The organism is Halorussus vallis (assembly GCF_024138165.1).
Taxonomy (GTDB): Archaea; Halobacteriota; Halobacteria; order Halobacteriales; family Haladaptataceae; genus Halorussus; species Halorussus vallis.
Genome location: NZ_CP100000.1, coordinates 3,120,423 through 3,135,345, shown reverse-complemented (window position 1 = coordinate 3,135,345; position 14,923 = coordinate 3,120,423). Strand labels below are relative to the sequence as shown.

The 14,923-nt window shown below is 68.6% G+C and carries 17 protein-coding genes; 11 read left to right on the top strand and 6 right to left on the bottom strand.

Going from position 1 to position 14,923, the window contains the following annotated elements:
* Positions 1 to 8: 8 nt before the first annotated feature.
* The 4 genes from NGM07_RS15935 to NGM07_RS15920 all read right to left on the bottom strand — a co-directional run bounded on the left by NGM07_RS15935 (position 9) and on the right by NGM07_RS15920 (position 3,230).
* Complete coding sequence (locus NGM07_RS15935) at positions 9 to 410, bottom strand: hypothetical protein (RefSeq protein ID WP_253513324.1); 402 nt, start codon at positions 408 to 410, stop codon at positions 9 to 11.
* Between the two features lie 201 nt (positions 411 to 611).
* Entirely contained in the window at positions 612 to 1,118 is a 507-nt protein-coding gene (locus NGM07_RS15930) for a TspO/MBR family protein (RefSeq protein ID WP_253513322.1), read from the bottom strand.
* A gap of 133 nt (positions 1,119 to 1,251) precedes the next feature.
* Positions 1,252 to 2,796, bottom strand: a complete 1,545-nt coding sequence (locus tag NGM07_RS15925; protein WP_253513320.1) for a (R)-citramalate synthase — start codon at positions 2,794 to 2,796, stop codon at positions 1,252 to 1,254.
* Positions 2,797 to 2,885: 89 nt separating this feature from the next.
* Positions 2,886 to 3,230 (bottom strand): DUF192 domain-containing protein, encoded by a 345-nt coding sequence (locus NGM07_RS15920; RefSeq protein ID WP_253513319.1) that lies wholly within the window; start codon positions 3,228 to 3,230, stop codon positions 2,886 to 2,888.
* 396 nt (positions 3,231 to 3,626) lie between these two features.
* On the opposite strand from NGM07_RS15920, the gene NGM07_RS15915 reads away from it, so the two are divergent.
* The 3 genes from NGM07_RS15915 to NGM07_RS15905 all read left to right on the top strand — a co-directional run bounded on the left by NGM07_RS15915 (position 3,627) and on the right by NGM07_RS15905 (position 5,003).
* Entirely contained in the window at positions 3,627 to 3,956 is a 330-nt protein-coding gene (locus tag NGM07_RS15915; protein ID WP_253513317.1) for a hypothetical protein, read from the top strand.
* A 92-nt stretch (positions 3,957 to 4,048) separates the two neighbouring features.
* Positions 4,049 to 4,609 (top strand): hypothetical protein, encoded by a 561-nt coding sequence (locus NGM07_RS15910; RefSeq protein WP_253513315.1) that lies wholly within the window; start codon positions 4,049 to 4,051, stop codon positions 4,607 to 4,609.
* A 148-nt stretch (positions 4,610 to 4,757) separates the two neighbouring features.
* The gene (locus NGM07_RS15905) at positions 4,758 to 5,003 is read left to right on the top strand and encodes a hypothetical protein (protein WP_253513313.1); all 246 of its coding nucleotides are present in this window, start codon (positions 4,758 to 4,760) and stop codon (positions 5,001 to 5,003) included.
* Positions 5,004 to 5,045: 42 nt separating this feature from the next.
* On the opposite strand, the gene NGM07_RS15900 is transcribed toward NGM07_RS15905, so the two are convergent.
* On the bottom strand, positions 5,046 to 5,513 hold the full coding sequence (locus NGM07_RS15900; protein ID WP_253513312.1) for an SPW repeat domain-containing protein: 468 nt from the start codon (positions 5,511 to 5,513) through the stop codon (positions 5,046 to 5,048).
* 134 nt (positions 5,514 to 5,647) lie between these two features.
* On the opposite strand from NGM07_RS15900, the gene NGM07_RS15895 reads away from it, so the two are divergent.
* From NGM07_RS15895 to NGM07_RS15865, 7 genes are all read left to right on the top strand, one after another.
* Positions 5,648 to 6,940 carry a DUF8593 domain-containing protein gene (locus NGM07_RS15895; RefSeq protein WP_253513310.1) on the top strand — a complete coding sequence of 431 codons (1,293 nt, stop codon included), beginning with the start codon at positions 5,648 to 5,650 and terminating at the stop codon, positions 6,938 to 6,940.
* An 85-nt stretch (positions 6,941 to 7,025) separates the two neighbouring features.
* On the top strand, positions 7,026 to 7,559 hold the full coding sequence (locus NGM07_RS15890) for a DUF7097 family protein (RefSeq protein WP_253513308.1): 534 nt from the start codon (positions 7,026 to 7,028) through the stop codon (positions 7,557 to 7,559).
* Between the two features lie 66 nt (positions 7,560 to 7,625).
* Positions 7,626 to 8,327 (top strand): twin-arginine translocation signal domain-containing protein, encoded by a 702-nt coding sequence (locus NGM07_RS15885; protein WP_253513306.1) that lies wholly within the window; start codon positions 7,626 to 7,628, stop codon positions 8,325 to 8,327.
* A 54-nt stretch (positions 8,328 to 8,381) separates the two neighbouring features.
* Positions 8,382 to 8,843, top strand: a complete 462-nt coding sequence (locus tag NGM07_RS15880; RefSeq protein WP_253513304.1) for a VOC family protein — start codon at positions 8,382 to 8,384, stop codon at positions 8,841 to 8,843.
* A gap of 112 nt (positions 8,844 to 8,955) precedes the next feature.
* Positions 8,956 to 9,504 (top strand): GMP synthase subunit A, encoded by a 549-nt coding sequence (locus tag NGM07_RS15875; protein WP_253513302.1) that lies wholly within the window; start codon positions 8,956 to 8,958, stop codon positions 9,502 to 9,504.
* Positions 9,505 to 9,590: 86 nt separating this feature from the next.
* Positions 9,591 to 9,920, top strand: a complete 330-nt coding sequence (locus NGM07_RS15870; protein ID WP_253513300.1) for a putative quinol monooxygenase — start codon at positions 9,591 to 9,593, stop codon at positions 9,918 to 9,920.
* 141 nt (positions 9,921 to 10,061) lie between these two features.
* Complete coding sequence (locus NGM07_RS15865) at positions 10,062 to 11,939, top strand: DUF2070 family protein (RefSeq protein ID WP_253513298.1); 1,878 nt, start codon at positions 10,062 to 10,064, stop codon at positions 11,937 to 11,939.
* Positions 11,940 to 12,311: 372 nt separating this feature from the next.
* Here the strand turns inward: NGM07_RS15865 and NGM07_RS15860 are convergent, their stop codons facing one another.
* Positions 12,312 to 13,244, bottom strand: coding sequence for a diacylglycerol/lipid kinase family protein (locus tag NGM07_RS15860; RefSeq protein ID WP_253513296.1), 933 nt, complete (start codon positions 13,242 to 13,244; stop codon positions 12,312 to 12,314).
* A gap of 176 nt (positions 13,245 to 13,420) precedes the next feature.
* On the opposite strand from NGM07_RS15860, the gene NGM07_RS15855 reads away from it, so the two are divergent.
* Complete coding sequence (locus NGM07_RS15855) at positions 13,421 to 14,806, top strand: FAD-binding oxidoreductase (protein WP_253513294.1); 1,386 nt, start codon at positions 13,421 to 13,423, stop codon at positions 14,804 to 14,806.
* The last annotated feature ends 117 nt before the right edge of the window (positions 14,807 to 14,923 follow it).

Below are 14,923 nucleotides of genomic sequence, written 5' to 3'. Positions count from 1 at the left end.
GGGAATTCCTAGAACAGTAGCATGAAGTTGTGGACCCCGAGGAAGCCGTACCACACGGCCGCCGAACTGTACGTGACGACTCGGAACGCCGGGGCGTAGGCGTCGGGTGCCCACGAGTCCGGCACCAGCGTCGAGACGAGTTCGCCGCTCTCGGCCAGGAGCGCCACCCCGACCACCGCGAGAACGACCGTAACGAGGACGCCGGTCACCATCCCCAGTTCCTGCATCAGCGTCCGGGTCAACCACATCGACTCGTAGACGTCGTCGCGGATGGACAGGACGGTAATCGTGCTCACGGCGTCGAGGGCCTTCCCGGCGACCAGCAGCGTGAGCAGCGCGAGGCGGTTCGACCCGAGGGCGTACCGACCGGTCCCGCCGACGTAGCTATCCGAGAGCGAGCTGTTCGACACGCACGGTGAGACGGGGTGACACGCCTTTGTTATAGGCTCGAAAAACAGATTATCGTCGGTACGACAGTCTGTTAGCGACCGAATAACGCGGCGTCAGGAGCAACCTGCCCGGCGGGTACCGGCGCCGATTCGGGTTATCTCCTCGTTTCGCCGGGCGTTCGGCGTCGTCGCCGCGACGAACGGGCCGAACGTGCGACCGGGTCAGTTGAGCCGCCAGATGCCGACGTTCAGGAGCGTCGCGAAACCGACCCACAGAGCGTAGGGAACCAGCAACGCGCCCGCCCGCCGGTCGACGCGGGCGAAGGCCGCGACGGTGGCGACGAGCACCGCCAGCAGCGCCAGGATGACAACGAGGCCACCGAGGATTTCGCGCGCGCCGAAGAACACCAGCGTCCACGCCGCGTTCAGCGCCAACTGGACGGCGAAGAGGACCAGCGCGGTCCGGCGCGCTCGGCTCTCGGCGCGCCGCCAGACGAGGTACAGCGCCACTCCCATCAGGAAGTACAGCGTCGTCCAGACCGGGCCGAACACCCAACTCGGCGGCGTGAACCACGGCTTGGCGAGCGTCGGATACCACGTCGCCACGTCCCGGGCGGTCAGCAGTGATGGGACGACGCCGGCGAGTTCACAGCAGACGATACAGCCGAGCAGGACGAGCCAGCGCGGTCCGTCGTCTCGCGGTTTCCGAACGCTGTCGAGGACACTCACGGAAGTACGGTCGGGCCGCGAGCGGATAAACGGTAGAGAAGGTAGCGACGGGACGGCCCACCGCCCGTGAGCGGGCAGCGGGCGGTCTACCGCCGACGACTAACTTGCGGACGACTGACTCGGCGCCGCCGAGTCAGTCGTCGGCGACGACCGGGTCGGAGTCGGCGGCCGCGAGCAGTCGGTCGAGCGCCTCGACCATCGCGGTGACGCTCGCGCGGGTGATGTCGCCGTCGCTCGACGCGGCGGTCACCGACCGGTCGCCGAGCGCCATCTCCACCTCGACGGTGACGACGGCGTCGGTGCCGCCGGTGATGGCGTCGACGTGGTACGATTCGAGGCGGGCGTCGGTCGCGCCGCCGAGCGCCTGGCGGACCGCCGCCACCGCGGCGTCGACCGGCCCGTCGCCGGTGCCGCTGGCGACCCGCTCTTCGCCGTCGACCGCGAGGCGGACCCCCGCCGTCGGCGTCCGGCCGCCGCTGGTCGCGGTGAGTTCGAGCAGTTCGACCCGGCGGTCGTTCTCGCGGGTCCGGCCCTGGACGTCCTCGGCCACCGCGAGCAGGTCGGCGTCGGTCACGCGCTTGCCGCCCTCGGCGAGTCGCTGGACGCGCTCGACGACCTCGCGGAGTTCGTCGTCGGTGACGTCCACGCCGTGTTCGTCGAGCGCGGCCTTCGCGCCCGCCCGGCCGGTGTGCTTGCCGAGGACGAGGCGTCGCTCCCGACCCACCTTCTCGGGCGGGTAGGGCTCGTACATCTCCTCGTCCTTGAGCGTGCCGTCGGTGTGGATGCCGCTCTCGTGGGCGAAGGCGTTCTCGCCGACCACTGCCTTGTTCGGCGCGAGCGGCACGTCGGTCGCGCGCGCCACCGTCTGGGCGAGGTCGTAGAGTTCGGTCGTCTCGACCGGGTCGACGCCGTAGCAGTGCGAGAGCGCGATGGCGACCTCTTCGAGCGCGACGTTGCCCGCGCGCTCGCCGACGCCGTTGACGGTGGCGTGGACGAGGTCGGCGCCCGCCCCGACGCTCACCAGCGCGTTGGTCACCGCGAGCCCCAGGTCGTCGTGGGTGTGGGTGCTCGTCGGGCCGAGTTCCGCCAGCCGCGAGACGGCCTCGCGGGTGTGCTCCGGCCCGGCGTGGCCGACCGTGTCGCAGTAGCAGAAGCGGTCGGCGCCGGCGTCGTGGGACGCCCGCGCGAGTCGTTCGAGGAAGTCGAGGTCGGCCCGCGAGCCGTCCTCGCCGAGCACCTCGACCCAGAGGCCGTGGTCGCGGGCGTACTCGACCAGGTCGACGGTGTTCTCGACCACCGCCGACCGGGAGGTGCCGACCTTGCCCTCGACGTGGCGGTCGCTGGCCGGGACGACGAGGCCGATGCCGTCGACGTCGCAGTCGAGCGCGAGGTCGACGTCCGACTCGACGCCGCGGGCGAAACTGGTGACCTTGGCGTCGAGGTCGAGGTCGGTCACGCGCCGGATGGCGTCGCGCTCGCCGTCGCCGGTGCAGGCGCTGCCGGCCTCGATCACCGAGACGCCCGCGCGGTCGAGCGCGGTCGCTACCTCGGCCTTCTCCTCGGGCGAGATGGAGACGCCGGGCGCCTGTTCGCCGTCGCGGAGCGTGGTGTCCAGAAGCTGTACGTCGCGGTCTTGGAGAGTGGGGTTATCGGGGGAGCCCCCGAATAAATCGGTCACGGGTCATGCGAAACCACGCCAGCACGTCTCGCCGGGACGGGGTTAAAAGGGTCTTTGTGACAGGCGGGTCTGTCGGACCCGGAAGGGGGTCACTCCACCCGGACTTCGTCGCCGACTTTCACGCCGTCCGCGCTCCCGGCCGGAAGTTCAATGAGCCGGTCGGCCTCCGCCTTCGCCATCCCGGTCCAGGGGGCCAGGCGCTCGACGCGCTGGACCTCCTCGTCGCAGAGCCACAGCACGTCGAGCGCGAACGGGACGAACACCATGTGGACGTCCCGACTGCCGACACCGTCGAACCGGAAGACCAGCGCGTAGTCGTCGGGAATCGAGCGCCTGAACATCAGCCCGCGGGCCTGCGAGAGGAACGAATCGGCGGTGTCCACGTCGGTCGCCAGCGTCTCCTCGAACTGCCCGTCGTCGTGTACGACTCGCACGGCCGCCAGTGTTCGCGGCGGTGACAAAAGCGTTTCCGTCGCCCCGGTTCGCCTCGCGCCGTCGCCCGTCGAACGCTCCGGGAGGGTCGAAACCGTGTCCGCACCGACGGGAATGGGGGCCATAACTCGGCTCGAATCGACCACGTGCGGTCGCTCGCTCGGATTTTCGGTCCGCGAGCGCACCGGGCCGAACGGCCGGCGTAACGGCGAAATACGGGCGGAAGACGGAACGGAGGCGCGGCGTTCGTGAGTGCTTGAACCGTGGGGACTGTTATCGGGCTGAACTGTAACGAATTGTTTACTCGGTAGTGAGTAAACTTTTTATGAACGGGTCCGCTACGATACGTCGATGAACGAAATCCCGCCCTACTCCCCCACCGCACAGGTGTTCGAACGATGATCTGGCAAGACGCCGTCTTCCTCTGTGGAAGCATCTTCTCGCTAATCGTCCTCGTCCCGACCCTCCGAGACTCGATGGCCAACGTTCCGCTCGGCACGGCCCTCCCCTCCGCCACCATCGGCTTCATCTACGGCACGGCCTTCCTCACGCTCGGCATGACGATGTCGGCGGTCGGGTCGATGCTCACAGGCATCATGTGGAGTCTCATCGCCGCACTCCGGTCGCCCCACCCGTACAACTTCGGGACCGATTCGGACGCTCCCGCCGACTCGAACGCCCCCGCCGATTCGAACGCGACGAACGCCGCCGCACCGAACGCCGACTGACTCCGCTTTCTCCGGACGAACTCCTCACGGCGACGAAATCGAACGGCTATCGGGCAACACTTTGGTAGCGATTCCGCTCGTACGGTCGTCGTATGACCGACTCCGACGGCGACCGACGTCCGGGCATTCCGTATCGGGTTCGGCAGGCGGTCGGCCCGTGGATAAATCGACTCGCCAGGTTGCTCGGCCAACCCGACTACCACGTCCGGCCGACCGAGTACGCCGGCACCGTCCGCTGTTCGCTCTCGGAACTCGAAGCGAAGCTACAGGACGCCGGGTTCTCGTGGGCGCCGTGCAGCCTCTACCACCGGACGCCGATGGACAACCGGCCCAGCGGGAGTTGGACGTACCGTCCCTCTACGCTGGCCGAACGACAACTCCGCGTCATCCTCTGCGCTCGGTCGTCCGGCACCGTCGACATCTACGCCCACACCGAGTACAACTGGCTCCGCCACCCCGTCGAACACGCGCGACGGGTCGGCATCGACCGGGCGGACGGGGCCAGACGGATGCGGCGATGGCTGGACGAACGCAGTTTCGACTACCGCAACGAACCGAAAATCCTCCGGAGGACACTCCACTTTCTCGAACGCGTGTCCGAGCGACTGTTCGGTCGCGGCGGCCGCGAACCGCCAGGAGTTTCGTCTCGCTGACCCCGGTCCGACGGCGCGACTCTAGACCGAGGGACCCACCGCGTCCAGACGACGCGACCCCCGACGCCGCTCCGTCGCCGTCCTCCGAAAAACCTATACTCCATCCTCGAAAGTCGGTGAACGAGATATACCCGGGGAGACGAGGACCATGAACGACGGCACGACCGACGACGGCACGATGTTCTTCGAGATGGCCCGCGAGTTCCCGGTGCGAACCGGCGTCTACACCTTCAGCCTGCCCGTGTTCGCGCTGTTACAGTTCCTCAACGGATTCGTTCACGAGGGGCCGCTCGCCTACATCGGCCTCTTCGGAGTGCTCGTGGTGGTGTTTTCGGTGATGCTGACCCGATACCACGTTTCCGTCTATCGGCGAGAGAAATTCGGCGAGTGGTAGCGCGGTTCGAACGACGACGCGACCGAGCGGGATTCGTGCGGGTTACGCTTCCCGCCCCAGTCGCTTGGCGTCCTGTTTCTGATCGTGGGCCGCGTAGGCGCTGAACGCGCCGATGGCCAGCGCGAGGAGGCCGACGACGATGTCGTTCCAGAACGCGAGCGCGTTCACCGCCTCGGTCGTTCCGCCGTCCCACCCGAACATGAACGGCGCCGCCACGAGCCACAGACCGGCCAGCGCGGCGATCGCCGCGGCAGCGACGCTTCCGACCTTGTCGCTTCCCCGACGGGAGTAGTTGTAACCGCCGACGACGAGCAGGAGCGCGCCGACGATGACGTCGTTCCAGAACTGCGACGCGACGATGTCGAACAGGAACGCTTCGAGGAGCATCCACACTCCGAGAAGCGCGATGATACCCGAGAGCCACTTTCCGCGTTCGTACGGGTTCGGGTCCATGTCGGCGTCCACGTCCCGTTCCATGTCGTACTCGGCGTCCGTGTCGCGGTTGCTCATTATCTCTCCCCCGAAGAGCCGTACGGACCTCAGCCAAAAGAGGCTGGTGGCCCGTAGAACGGTGATACGACCGTCGAGGCGGCCATTCTACTTAACTCCGTAGGACCACCAATGTCTCGAACGGGGGATTCACGATGGCACAACCGAGAATCACGAGCGACCGCGACGACATCGAGACGTGGGCCGACGAACACGACGCCGTACCCGTCCGCGAGGGCGGGGAGATACGGCTCGTCCGCGAGCGCGACGTGACGACCGACCACGAGCGCCTCGACTGGGACACGTTCCACCGCGAAGTCGACGATGAGGACCGCGTCGTCGCGTACTACGGCGAGACGGAGGACCGCGAACCGTTCGAGATGACCGACCGGAGCGCCGCGCTCGAACGCGTCGAATCCGACGACCTCGACCGCGAAGAGGCCGAACGGCAGCTGATAGAGGGCGAGACGATAACCGGCACCGTCACCGAGACGACGGTGATCGAAGAGACGATCGTCGAGGAGGCCACCGTCGAAAGCGAGGTCGTCGACCGCGAAACCGTCGAGCGAAACGTGGTCGACATCGAGTTGCTCGGTCGGGAGTGCCAGACGTGCGACGTCACCGCCGAGGACACGGACTTCGACTACGTGGGCGCGTACGGAACCGAGCGATTCCTCGCCGACGACGAGACGACCGGCCTCGCCGGAAACTACGACGAGCACCCGTTCGACGTCACCGTCGAAGTTCAGGAGGACTGGAAGGCCACCATCGAGCAACTCGACCGCTACACGGTCCGAACCGACGTCACCGACGTCAACGTCACCGGGACCGAAGAGGTCGAGGGCCGAGACGTCGACGTCGACATCGACGCCGACGCCGTCCACCGCCAACTGCTCTCGGGCGACGTCATCGACGTGGACGCCGACGTGAGCGAGGGCGAGGTCGTCGACACCGAGACGTACGACATCGAGAGCGAGTTCACGGGAGACGACACGCTCACCACGTACCTCACCGCCCGCCGGCTATCCGAGCGCGAGATAACCGAGCGAAGCCGTCTCACGACCGAAGTCGTCGACGGCGAACTCCTCGACCGCGAGACGACGAGCGAGCGGACCGTCGAATCCGGCCTGGTCGAGCGCGACGCCGCCGCGGTCGAGGCCGATACGGACCTCGAAACCGACGACGAGGAGGTGCGGTTCATGCCGACGGAAGACGACGAGGGCAAGCCGGTCGTCGACGCCAGCGGCGACAAAGTCGGCGAAGTGATGGACGTCAGCGACGGCGTCGCCTTCGTCGACCCGCACCCGAGCATCGCCGAGAAGATAATGTCGCGACTCGGCGCCGACGAGGACGACGAGTACTACCGACTCCGCGAGGACCGAATCACCCGCATCACCGACGACGAGGTCGTCGTGTCGACCGACGAGTTCGCCGAGGACGCGCGGTAGTTCCCGCGCTCGCCGACCGCGGCCGGAAGCCGACGGCCACTGCCGTACGTTTTTATCCGATGGCGACCGAGAGGGTGACGAACGCATGAAGGAGACGCCCTCCGGGACCTCCGTCGGCGTGGACGACCCCTACGCCCACGCGGGGGTCTGCGACCACCTCACCGACGAGGGCAAGTGTCGATACGCCTTCGAGCACCCCCAGCAGGACCCCGAGTTCGCCCGCGAGCGCCGCGAGGACGATCTGAACTGCCCGGCCGCCGACCCCGATTCGGACTGGAACTGGCAGGACTGTCCGCACTACCGGTGTCAGAACCGCGCCCGCGAGTGCGTCCGGTGCGGCCTCGAAGAGCGCCGGATGGCCCACTCCGACGAGCGGCCCCTGCTCGAAGAGCACCACCTCTCGTACGCGGGCGAGGGCGAAACCCTGAGCCACGAGATAACCGTCTTCCTCTGTCGGTGGTGCCACGCGAAGGTCCACAAGTCGTGGGCGCGCATCGACGACGACGTCGGCCCCGACCCGGAAGCCCTCGCCGAGAAGGAGGGCCGCCGGTCGCGCGAGCAGTCGGAGGCGACGTTCGAGTCGGCCGCCGAGCGCTACGACCTCGACCGCGGGGAGTAAGGCAACCGCCCTCGAACCGCCGGCCGCCCCACGACTTATTGCCGAGACTCCCGTGGAACCTGTGCCATGAACGACGAACGAGGTTCACTCGACAGGCGGGCGTTCCTCCAGCGCGCGACCGCTTCGGTCGGACTGTTCGGGGTCGGCTTCGGCGTCAATGACGCCGAAGCCGACGAGTTGGCCGACCCGAAACGGTCCGCGCCCGCCGACCGGTCGGCGGGTGCGGGCGCGCAGGGACAGGAGAACCCGGCGCTCGACTACTTCCAGATGATCGTGCCGGAGAACGAACTCCTCGAGGCCGACTACGCGAACCGAATCGTCGTCGCGGGCGAGGACCTCTCGCCGGGCCAGCGACCGCCGCCGGTCTGCTTCGCCGAGGATGCGCCGGAGACGTGGCGTCGCCAGGTAGCCGCCGTCGTCGACCCGACCGCCACCTCCGGGCTGTTCGGTCCGGAGGAGGAGATCGGCGGCATCGCCCAGACGTGGATGTACACCGAAAAGCGGGTCGAACCCGGAACCGCCTACCGCGTCTCCGGCGGTCGGGCCTGCGACGGTTACGTCCGACTGACCGTCCACCCGCTCCCGGTGGGGCTGAACGACTACTTCAGCCCGGAGGTGCTCGACCGACTCAACCGGACCGTCGCGAACGCGACCGACGGCAACGTGACCGTCGGGAACGGGACCGACGGTAGCATCACCATCGAGAACGCGGGCCGACCAGGCCTCGGAGGTGCGAGCGCGCCGGCCGACCCGAACTCCGACGGGTGAGAGCGGGCGGGCGACGAGCGACCGATTTTTATCACCGTACCGCCGACGGGACGTATGAGTTCGCCGAAGCGACCGTCGGTTGGCCACGTCCACGCCGCGGTTTCGGACGCCGACCGGTCGGTCGAGTTCTACGCCGCCGTCCTCGGACTCGACGTCCGGGAGCGGTACGACGGTTACGCCGCCCTGACGTGGGGCAGTCGCCACCACGACGTCGTCCTCCAGGAGGACGCCGAGGCGACCCCCTGCCGAATCGCGGTCGAAGTCCCCGACGCCGACGCGCTGGTGACAATCTACCGGGCGTGCGGCGAACGCGGCGTCGAGGCGGCGCCGGTCGACCATGGCATCAGCAAGGCGCTCTACTTCCCGGACCCCGACGGCAACGAACTGGAGGTGTACCTCGACGCCCGCGACAGCGACGACGGACTCGGCACGTACCTCGACGCCCTCGTCGGCGGCGACGAACCGCCGTTCGAGGCGCGCACCGAATCGTTCGACCCAGACTCGCTCGCGGGGTGACCGACGCGTCGGCGCGTCGGTCACCCCGCGAGCGAGTTCGGAACGCCGGCGTCCGGGCGACGATTCCTCGTCTTCGAACGCCTTTTGTAGGCTTACCGGCTACTTCTCGCCAATGACGCGCATCGTCGTGGTCGACAACCACGGGCAGTTCACCCACCTCGAACACCGAACCCTGCGGGACATGGGCGTCGACACCGACATCGTCGACAACACGACTCCCGCCGAAGAGTTAGACGCCGACGGCATCGTCCTCTCGGGCGGCCCCGACGTGGACGACATCGGCAACTGCGCCGACTACCTCGAACTCGACGTGCCGGTGTTCGGCATCTGTCTGGGCATGCAGGCCATCGCCCACGTCCTCGACGGCGAGGTCGGGTCGGGCGACTACGGCGGCTACGCCGACGTGACCGTCGAGATTCTCGACGACGAGGACCCATTGGTCGGCTCGCTCGCGCCCGAAACTCGGGTCTGGGCCAGCCACGCCGACGAGGTGAAGGAAGTTCCGTCGGGCTTCGAGCGCACCGCCGAGAGCGACATCTGCGGCGTCGAGGCGATGAGCGACCCCGACCGCGACCTCTACGGCGTCCAGTGGCACCCCGAGGTCGCCCACACCGAGCGCGGCGAAGAGGTCTTCGAGAACTTCGTCGAGGTCTGCGAGTAATCCCGGTCTCCCCATCCGGCGGTCTTCTCCTCCGAGGTTCCTGTCAGCCGGTACACTTTTTCCTCCGTCTCCGCGATACCGCATCCATGATAGTCGTCCACGCCGCCGTCCCGATAGTCCCCGACCGGCGCTCGGAAGCGCTCGAACTGATCGAGGACCTGGCCGACAGAAGCCGGGCGGAGTCGGGCGTCGTCGACTACCGCGCGACGACGGAGGTCGGTGACCCGAACGTCGTCCGGTTCTTCGAGCGCTACGAGGACGAGGCCGCGCTCGAAGCTCACCAGGCGTCCGAACACTACCGGGAGTGGGCCGAGGCGCTGCCGGACCTGCTCGACGGCGGCGTCGCCGACCTCGACGTCACCCAGTTCGTCGTCGAGGAGGCGTTCGACCCGAACGCCGACGTCGACCGCGAGTAGTCGAGCGTAACGTTTCCGGGTCGGGAGCGTCCCGACGTTCCCGCTCCCCGATGGCGAATCTCACCGACGGAGTGCGCGTTCGTTTGTCACGCCCGAAACCGAGTAGCATCTTTTATCCCTCCCCGTCGTGGTCTTTCGCTCATGACAGCGACGCAGGGCGACCTGGCGAGCCTGTCGCGGTACATCTTCCGCGCGCCGCGGTGGTACGCCAGCGTCGGATTCGCCCTCCTCATCGCCGCCGTCGCGGGGGTCGGTGCGTTCGACTCCCGCTTCGTGCTGGAGGACGCCTGGCAGGGCGTCTTCTTCATCGGCGTCCCCACCGTCGTCGCCAGCCTGCTGACCACGCCCGTCGACCGGTGGCTCGGCGGTCAACTCACCTACAACCGGTCGTCGCTGCTGGCGCTGACCTGCGAGGGTCTCATCGTCGCCATCATGACCGGCGCGGGAGCCATCGCGCTGGCCTCGGCCCGCCTCGGCCAGCAGTTCGTCTTCGACGCGCTCATCGTCGGCCTGGCGTCGGTGTTCGCGCTCCGCCTGCTGGTCGTGATGGCGGTTTCCCGGCGGTCACTGCTGATAGCGGCGGTGCCCGCCAGCATCCAGACCGGCACGGCCGCCCTGCTGTTTTTCATCTACAGCGGGACCATGCAGTACCTCGAAATCGGCGGCGGCCCGGTCGTCCGACTGTTCGTCGACCTCGTGTTGAACCGGGCCGACGAGGCCCCCTCGGAACTCGGCGCCATCGTCCCGGTCGACTTCGCCCTGCTGGCGGTGATGTGCGCCATCTACGGACTCGCGGTCTGGACGTTCGTCCGCTTCATCGACCGGCCGTGGAAGAAGGGTCTGGGCGTCAGCATGCTCGACTTCCTCCGGGGGTTCATCGGCCACATCGCCGAGGGCACCCGCGAACTCGAGGACTTCTTCGAGAAGATCGGCGAGGAGGCCGTGGTGCCCGTGACGGTCCTCTCCTTCGAACGTGAGGACGGCACCGAGAAGGCCCGGTTCGTCCTGCCGATGATTCACCCCGGTCCGATGGGCGAAATCGGCGGCGGCAACCTCCCGCGGCGGGTCGCCGCCGCGGCCGAGGGGCTGGCGTTCCCGCCCCACGCCACCGCGGGCCACGACTTCAACCTCGTCACCGAGCGCGAGGTCGACACCATCATCGAAACCGCCTGCGAGGCCTACGACCGCATCGAGTTCACCGACACCGCGACCCCGAGCGTCCGGGTCCAGGAGGGCGACGCGAAGATGCTCGGCCAGGCGTTCGGCGGCGACGCACTGCTGGTCGCGACCTACTCGCCGGAGTTCGCCGACGACGTCGAGTACGCCGTCGGCCTCTCGGCCGCGGCGGAAGCGCGTTCGGCGGGCGTCGAGGACGTGATGCTCGTCGACGCCCACAACTGCAACGACGGCCTGTCGGGGCCGGACCTCGGCCACGTCTACCCGGGCAGCGAGCGCTCGTTCGAGATGATGCAGGCCGCCGCCGGAGCGGGCGAGGCGCTGGCGGCCACCGACCAGGGACCGCTCCGGATGGGCGTCGCGTGGGACGAGACGGACTGGGACCCGGTCGACGGCATCGGCCCGCTCGGCGTCCGCGTGGCGGTGCTCGAAGCCGGCGGGACGACCACCACCTACGTACTGGTCGACGGTAACAACATGGAACCCGGCCTCCGCGACCGCATCGTCGCGGCGCTGCCGTCCGACGAGGCGGAGGTGATGACCACCGACACCCACATCGTCAACCAGGTCGAGGCGTCGAACCAGGTCGGCGAGGCCATCGACCACGACGAACTGCTCGACCTGATTCGACAACTCGCCGACGAGGCGGCGGCCGACCTCGAACCGGTCGCGGCCGGGATGGCGACCGAGCGCGCGGACGTCACGGTGTTCGGCAACGACCGCACCGAGACGCTGGCGAGCCACGCCAACGCGGTCATCGCGCTGGGCGGGGCGCTCGCGGCGGCGGTCGTGCTGGCCGCGATGGCGGTGAGCGTGCTCATCTTCTTCCTCGCGGCGTCGTGAGGAGTCCGGCGTTTTCACGGAGTTTTCGTGGAATCGCCATCCTCGGACGAGTCCGACGATTCGCTAACCGCAACGAGAGTCCGGACCGTGTCCACCTCGAAAGCCCCCGCCCGCTACGCTCCCGCGACTCGCTGCGCTCCTCGGTCGCGCCTTCGGCGCTCCCTGCGGTGCTTACGTCGTCGGGGTTCGCGTAGCGGGCGGCCCCTTTCAGTCCCGCCCTGCCGGTAGGTCAGTACACGCGTTACTGGCGGTTGGTCGGGAGCCGTCTCACTGGCAGTTGGATAATCGTCGCGTCACTGTCGGCTGGTCGGCAGGCGCGACCACGCAGTGGGTCGAGGCTTCCGACCGAGAAACGGTATTCCTTCGCGGCCGTCAGCCCCCGGGTTCGTAGTCGTCGCCGACGCGCACTTGAAGCGCGCTCGGCCGGACGTCGAGGGTCACGTCCTCGAACGTCCGAATCTCGCCGTCGAGGCTGAACGTCACCGGTTCGTCCTCCAGGCTGGCGAAGTCGATTCGCCGCGCCCGGAGTTCGGTGACGTGGTCGGCGTCCCAGTCGAGGAGTCGCTCCTCGATGACTTCGGCGATCGCGTTTCGGGCGGGAATCTCGTCGATGACGGTCACCTCTAGCAGGCCGTCCTCGGCGTCGCCCCGCCCGCCGGGCGTGGCGAACCCCCGGGCGTTCCCGACGAGGACCGCCACCGCCTCGCCCGACCACTCCCGGTCGACCGCGCCGACCTCGGCGTCGATTTCGACGCGGATGCCGTCGAACGACAGCGACTCCTCGACGGCGGTAACCACGAACGCCAGCGAGCCGAGTCGGTCCTTCAGACCGTGTGTCGCGGCCGCGCTGGTGTCCGCGGGCAGGCCCGCGATGGCCGACAGCACGAACGGTTCGTCCCCGGCGAAGCCGAGGTCGAGCCGTCGGAGTTCGCCGCGCTCGGCCACCTCGAACCCCTCGGCGATGCCATCGATGCCGAGGTCGTCCGCGAGGATGTTCGCGGTCCCCACCGGCACCACGCAGAGGGTCACCGAATCGAGGGCGTCGGCGGCGACGAGTCCCTCGACGACTTCGTGGATGGTCCCGTCGCCGCCGGCCACCGCCAGCAGGTCGACGCCGTCGGCGGCGGCCGCTTCGGCGAGTTCGGCCGCGTGGCCCGCTCGCTCGGTCTCGACGACCTCGAACCCGCGTTCGACGGCGCGCCGCCGGACCTCTTCGACGTGGTCGCCGCCGCCGCTGGTCGGGTTCATCACCAGTCGGCGCGAGGCGGTCGCGGATTCCCCGGTCTCCGCCGGTGGCCTGTCCATGGACCGTCTACGGGTCCGACGACCAAAAGTCGGGCGACGGGGTTGGAAAGCGAGCGGGGGACACGTCGGAATCGGCGCGACCGCGGTCGCCGAGTCCCGGGGCGACTGGGCGTCGGACGACCGACGATACGCCTTTATCCTACCTCCGGTCGTAGCTCCGGGAATCGGTGGGGGAGATGACCGAACACGACTTCGACGCGAACGCGCTCGCGTCCGCGATGGAGGGCCACCTCGTCACGCCTGACGACGGGGCCTACCGCCACGCGCGACGCGTCTGGAACGGCATGATAAACAGGTACCCGGCGGCCGTCGCCTACTGCGACGGCGTCGCCGACGTGCGGTCGGCGGTCCGGTTCGCCCGCGAGAACGGCCTGCCGGTCACAACGCGGGGCGGCGGCCACGGCGTCGCCGGCAACGCGGTCGCCGACGGCGCGCTGGTCGTCGACCTCTCGGCGATGGACGACGTGCGGGTCGACCCCGAGGAGCGGGTCGCCCGGGTCGGCGGCGGCGCCCAGTGGGGCGACGTGGACCGCGAGACGCAGCAGTTCGGCCTGGCGACCCCCGGCGGCGTCGTCTCGGACACCGGCGTCGCCGGCCTGACGCTCGGCGGCGGCTACGGCCACCTCCGCCGGGCGTACGGCCTCGCGTGCGACAACCTCCGGTCGGTCGACGTGGTGACCGCCGACGGGCGCCTCGTCACCGCGAGCGCCGACCGCCACCGGGACCTCTTCTGGGCGCTCCGGGGCGGCGGCGGTAACTTCGGCGTCGTCACGAGTTTCGAGTTCGACCTCCACCCGGTCGCCCCCGAAATCGAGACGCTGTTCGCGTGGTACCCCGGCGAGGCGGGCCGCGCGCCCTACGAGTTCTTCCGCGAGCGCGCCGCCGACGCGCCCCGCGAGGTGAGCGTCCTGCCGTTCTACGCCTGGGTGCCCGAGATTCCGGAGTTCCCGGAAGCGCACCGGGGCGACCCGGCCGTCGCGTTCATCGGCTGTTACGCCGGCGACCCCAACGAGGGCGAGGCGGCGCTCGCGCCGTACCGGGAGTTCGCCGACCCGCTGGTCGACATGAGCGGTCGGACGACCTACGTCGAACTACAGTCGATGCTCGACGCCGACTATCCCCACGGCCGGTACTACTACTGGAAGTCGCTGTACCTCGACGAACTCACCGACGACGTGCTCGACCTGGTGCTCGCGGCCGCCGACGACTGTCCCTCGAAGCTCACGACCATCGACCTCTGGCAGTTGGGCGGCGCCATCGCCGACGAACCCGAGGGCGGGTCGGCGTTCGCCTACCGCGACGCGCCGTACGGCCTGAACTTCGAGGCCAACTGGGACGACCCCCGCGAGAGCACGGCGAACGTCGAGTGGGCCCGCGAGTACGTCGCGAAGATCCGGGAACTCGACGTCGCCCGCGGCGAGTACGTGAACTTCCCGGGACTCCACGAGGACCCCGCCCAGACGTCGTTCGGCCACAACGTCGACCGACTCGAATCCCTCAAACGCGACTACGACCCCGAGAACATCTTCCGGGGGCACAAGAACATCCGGCCCGAGGCGTAGTCGTGACGCAACAACCGGCGTCGAGGTGGGTCACCTGACGGAGTCGCCACTGTCGAATCGTAGTTTTCGAAAGAAAGCACCGCAAGTACCCCTACCCGCGGTAATCCAAGCATTTCA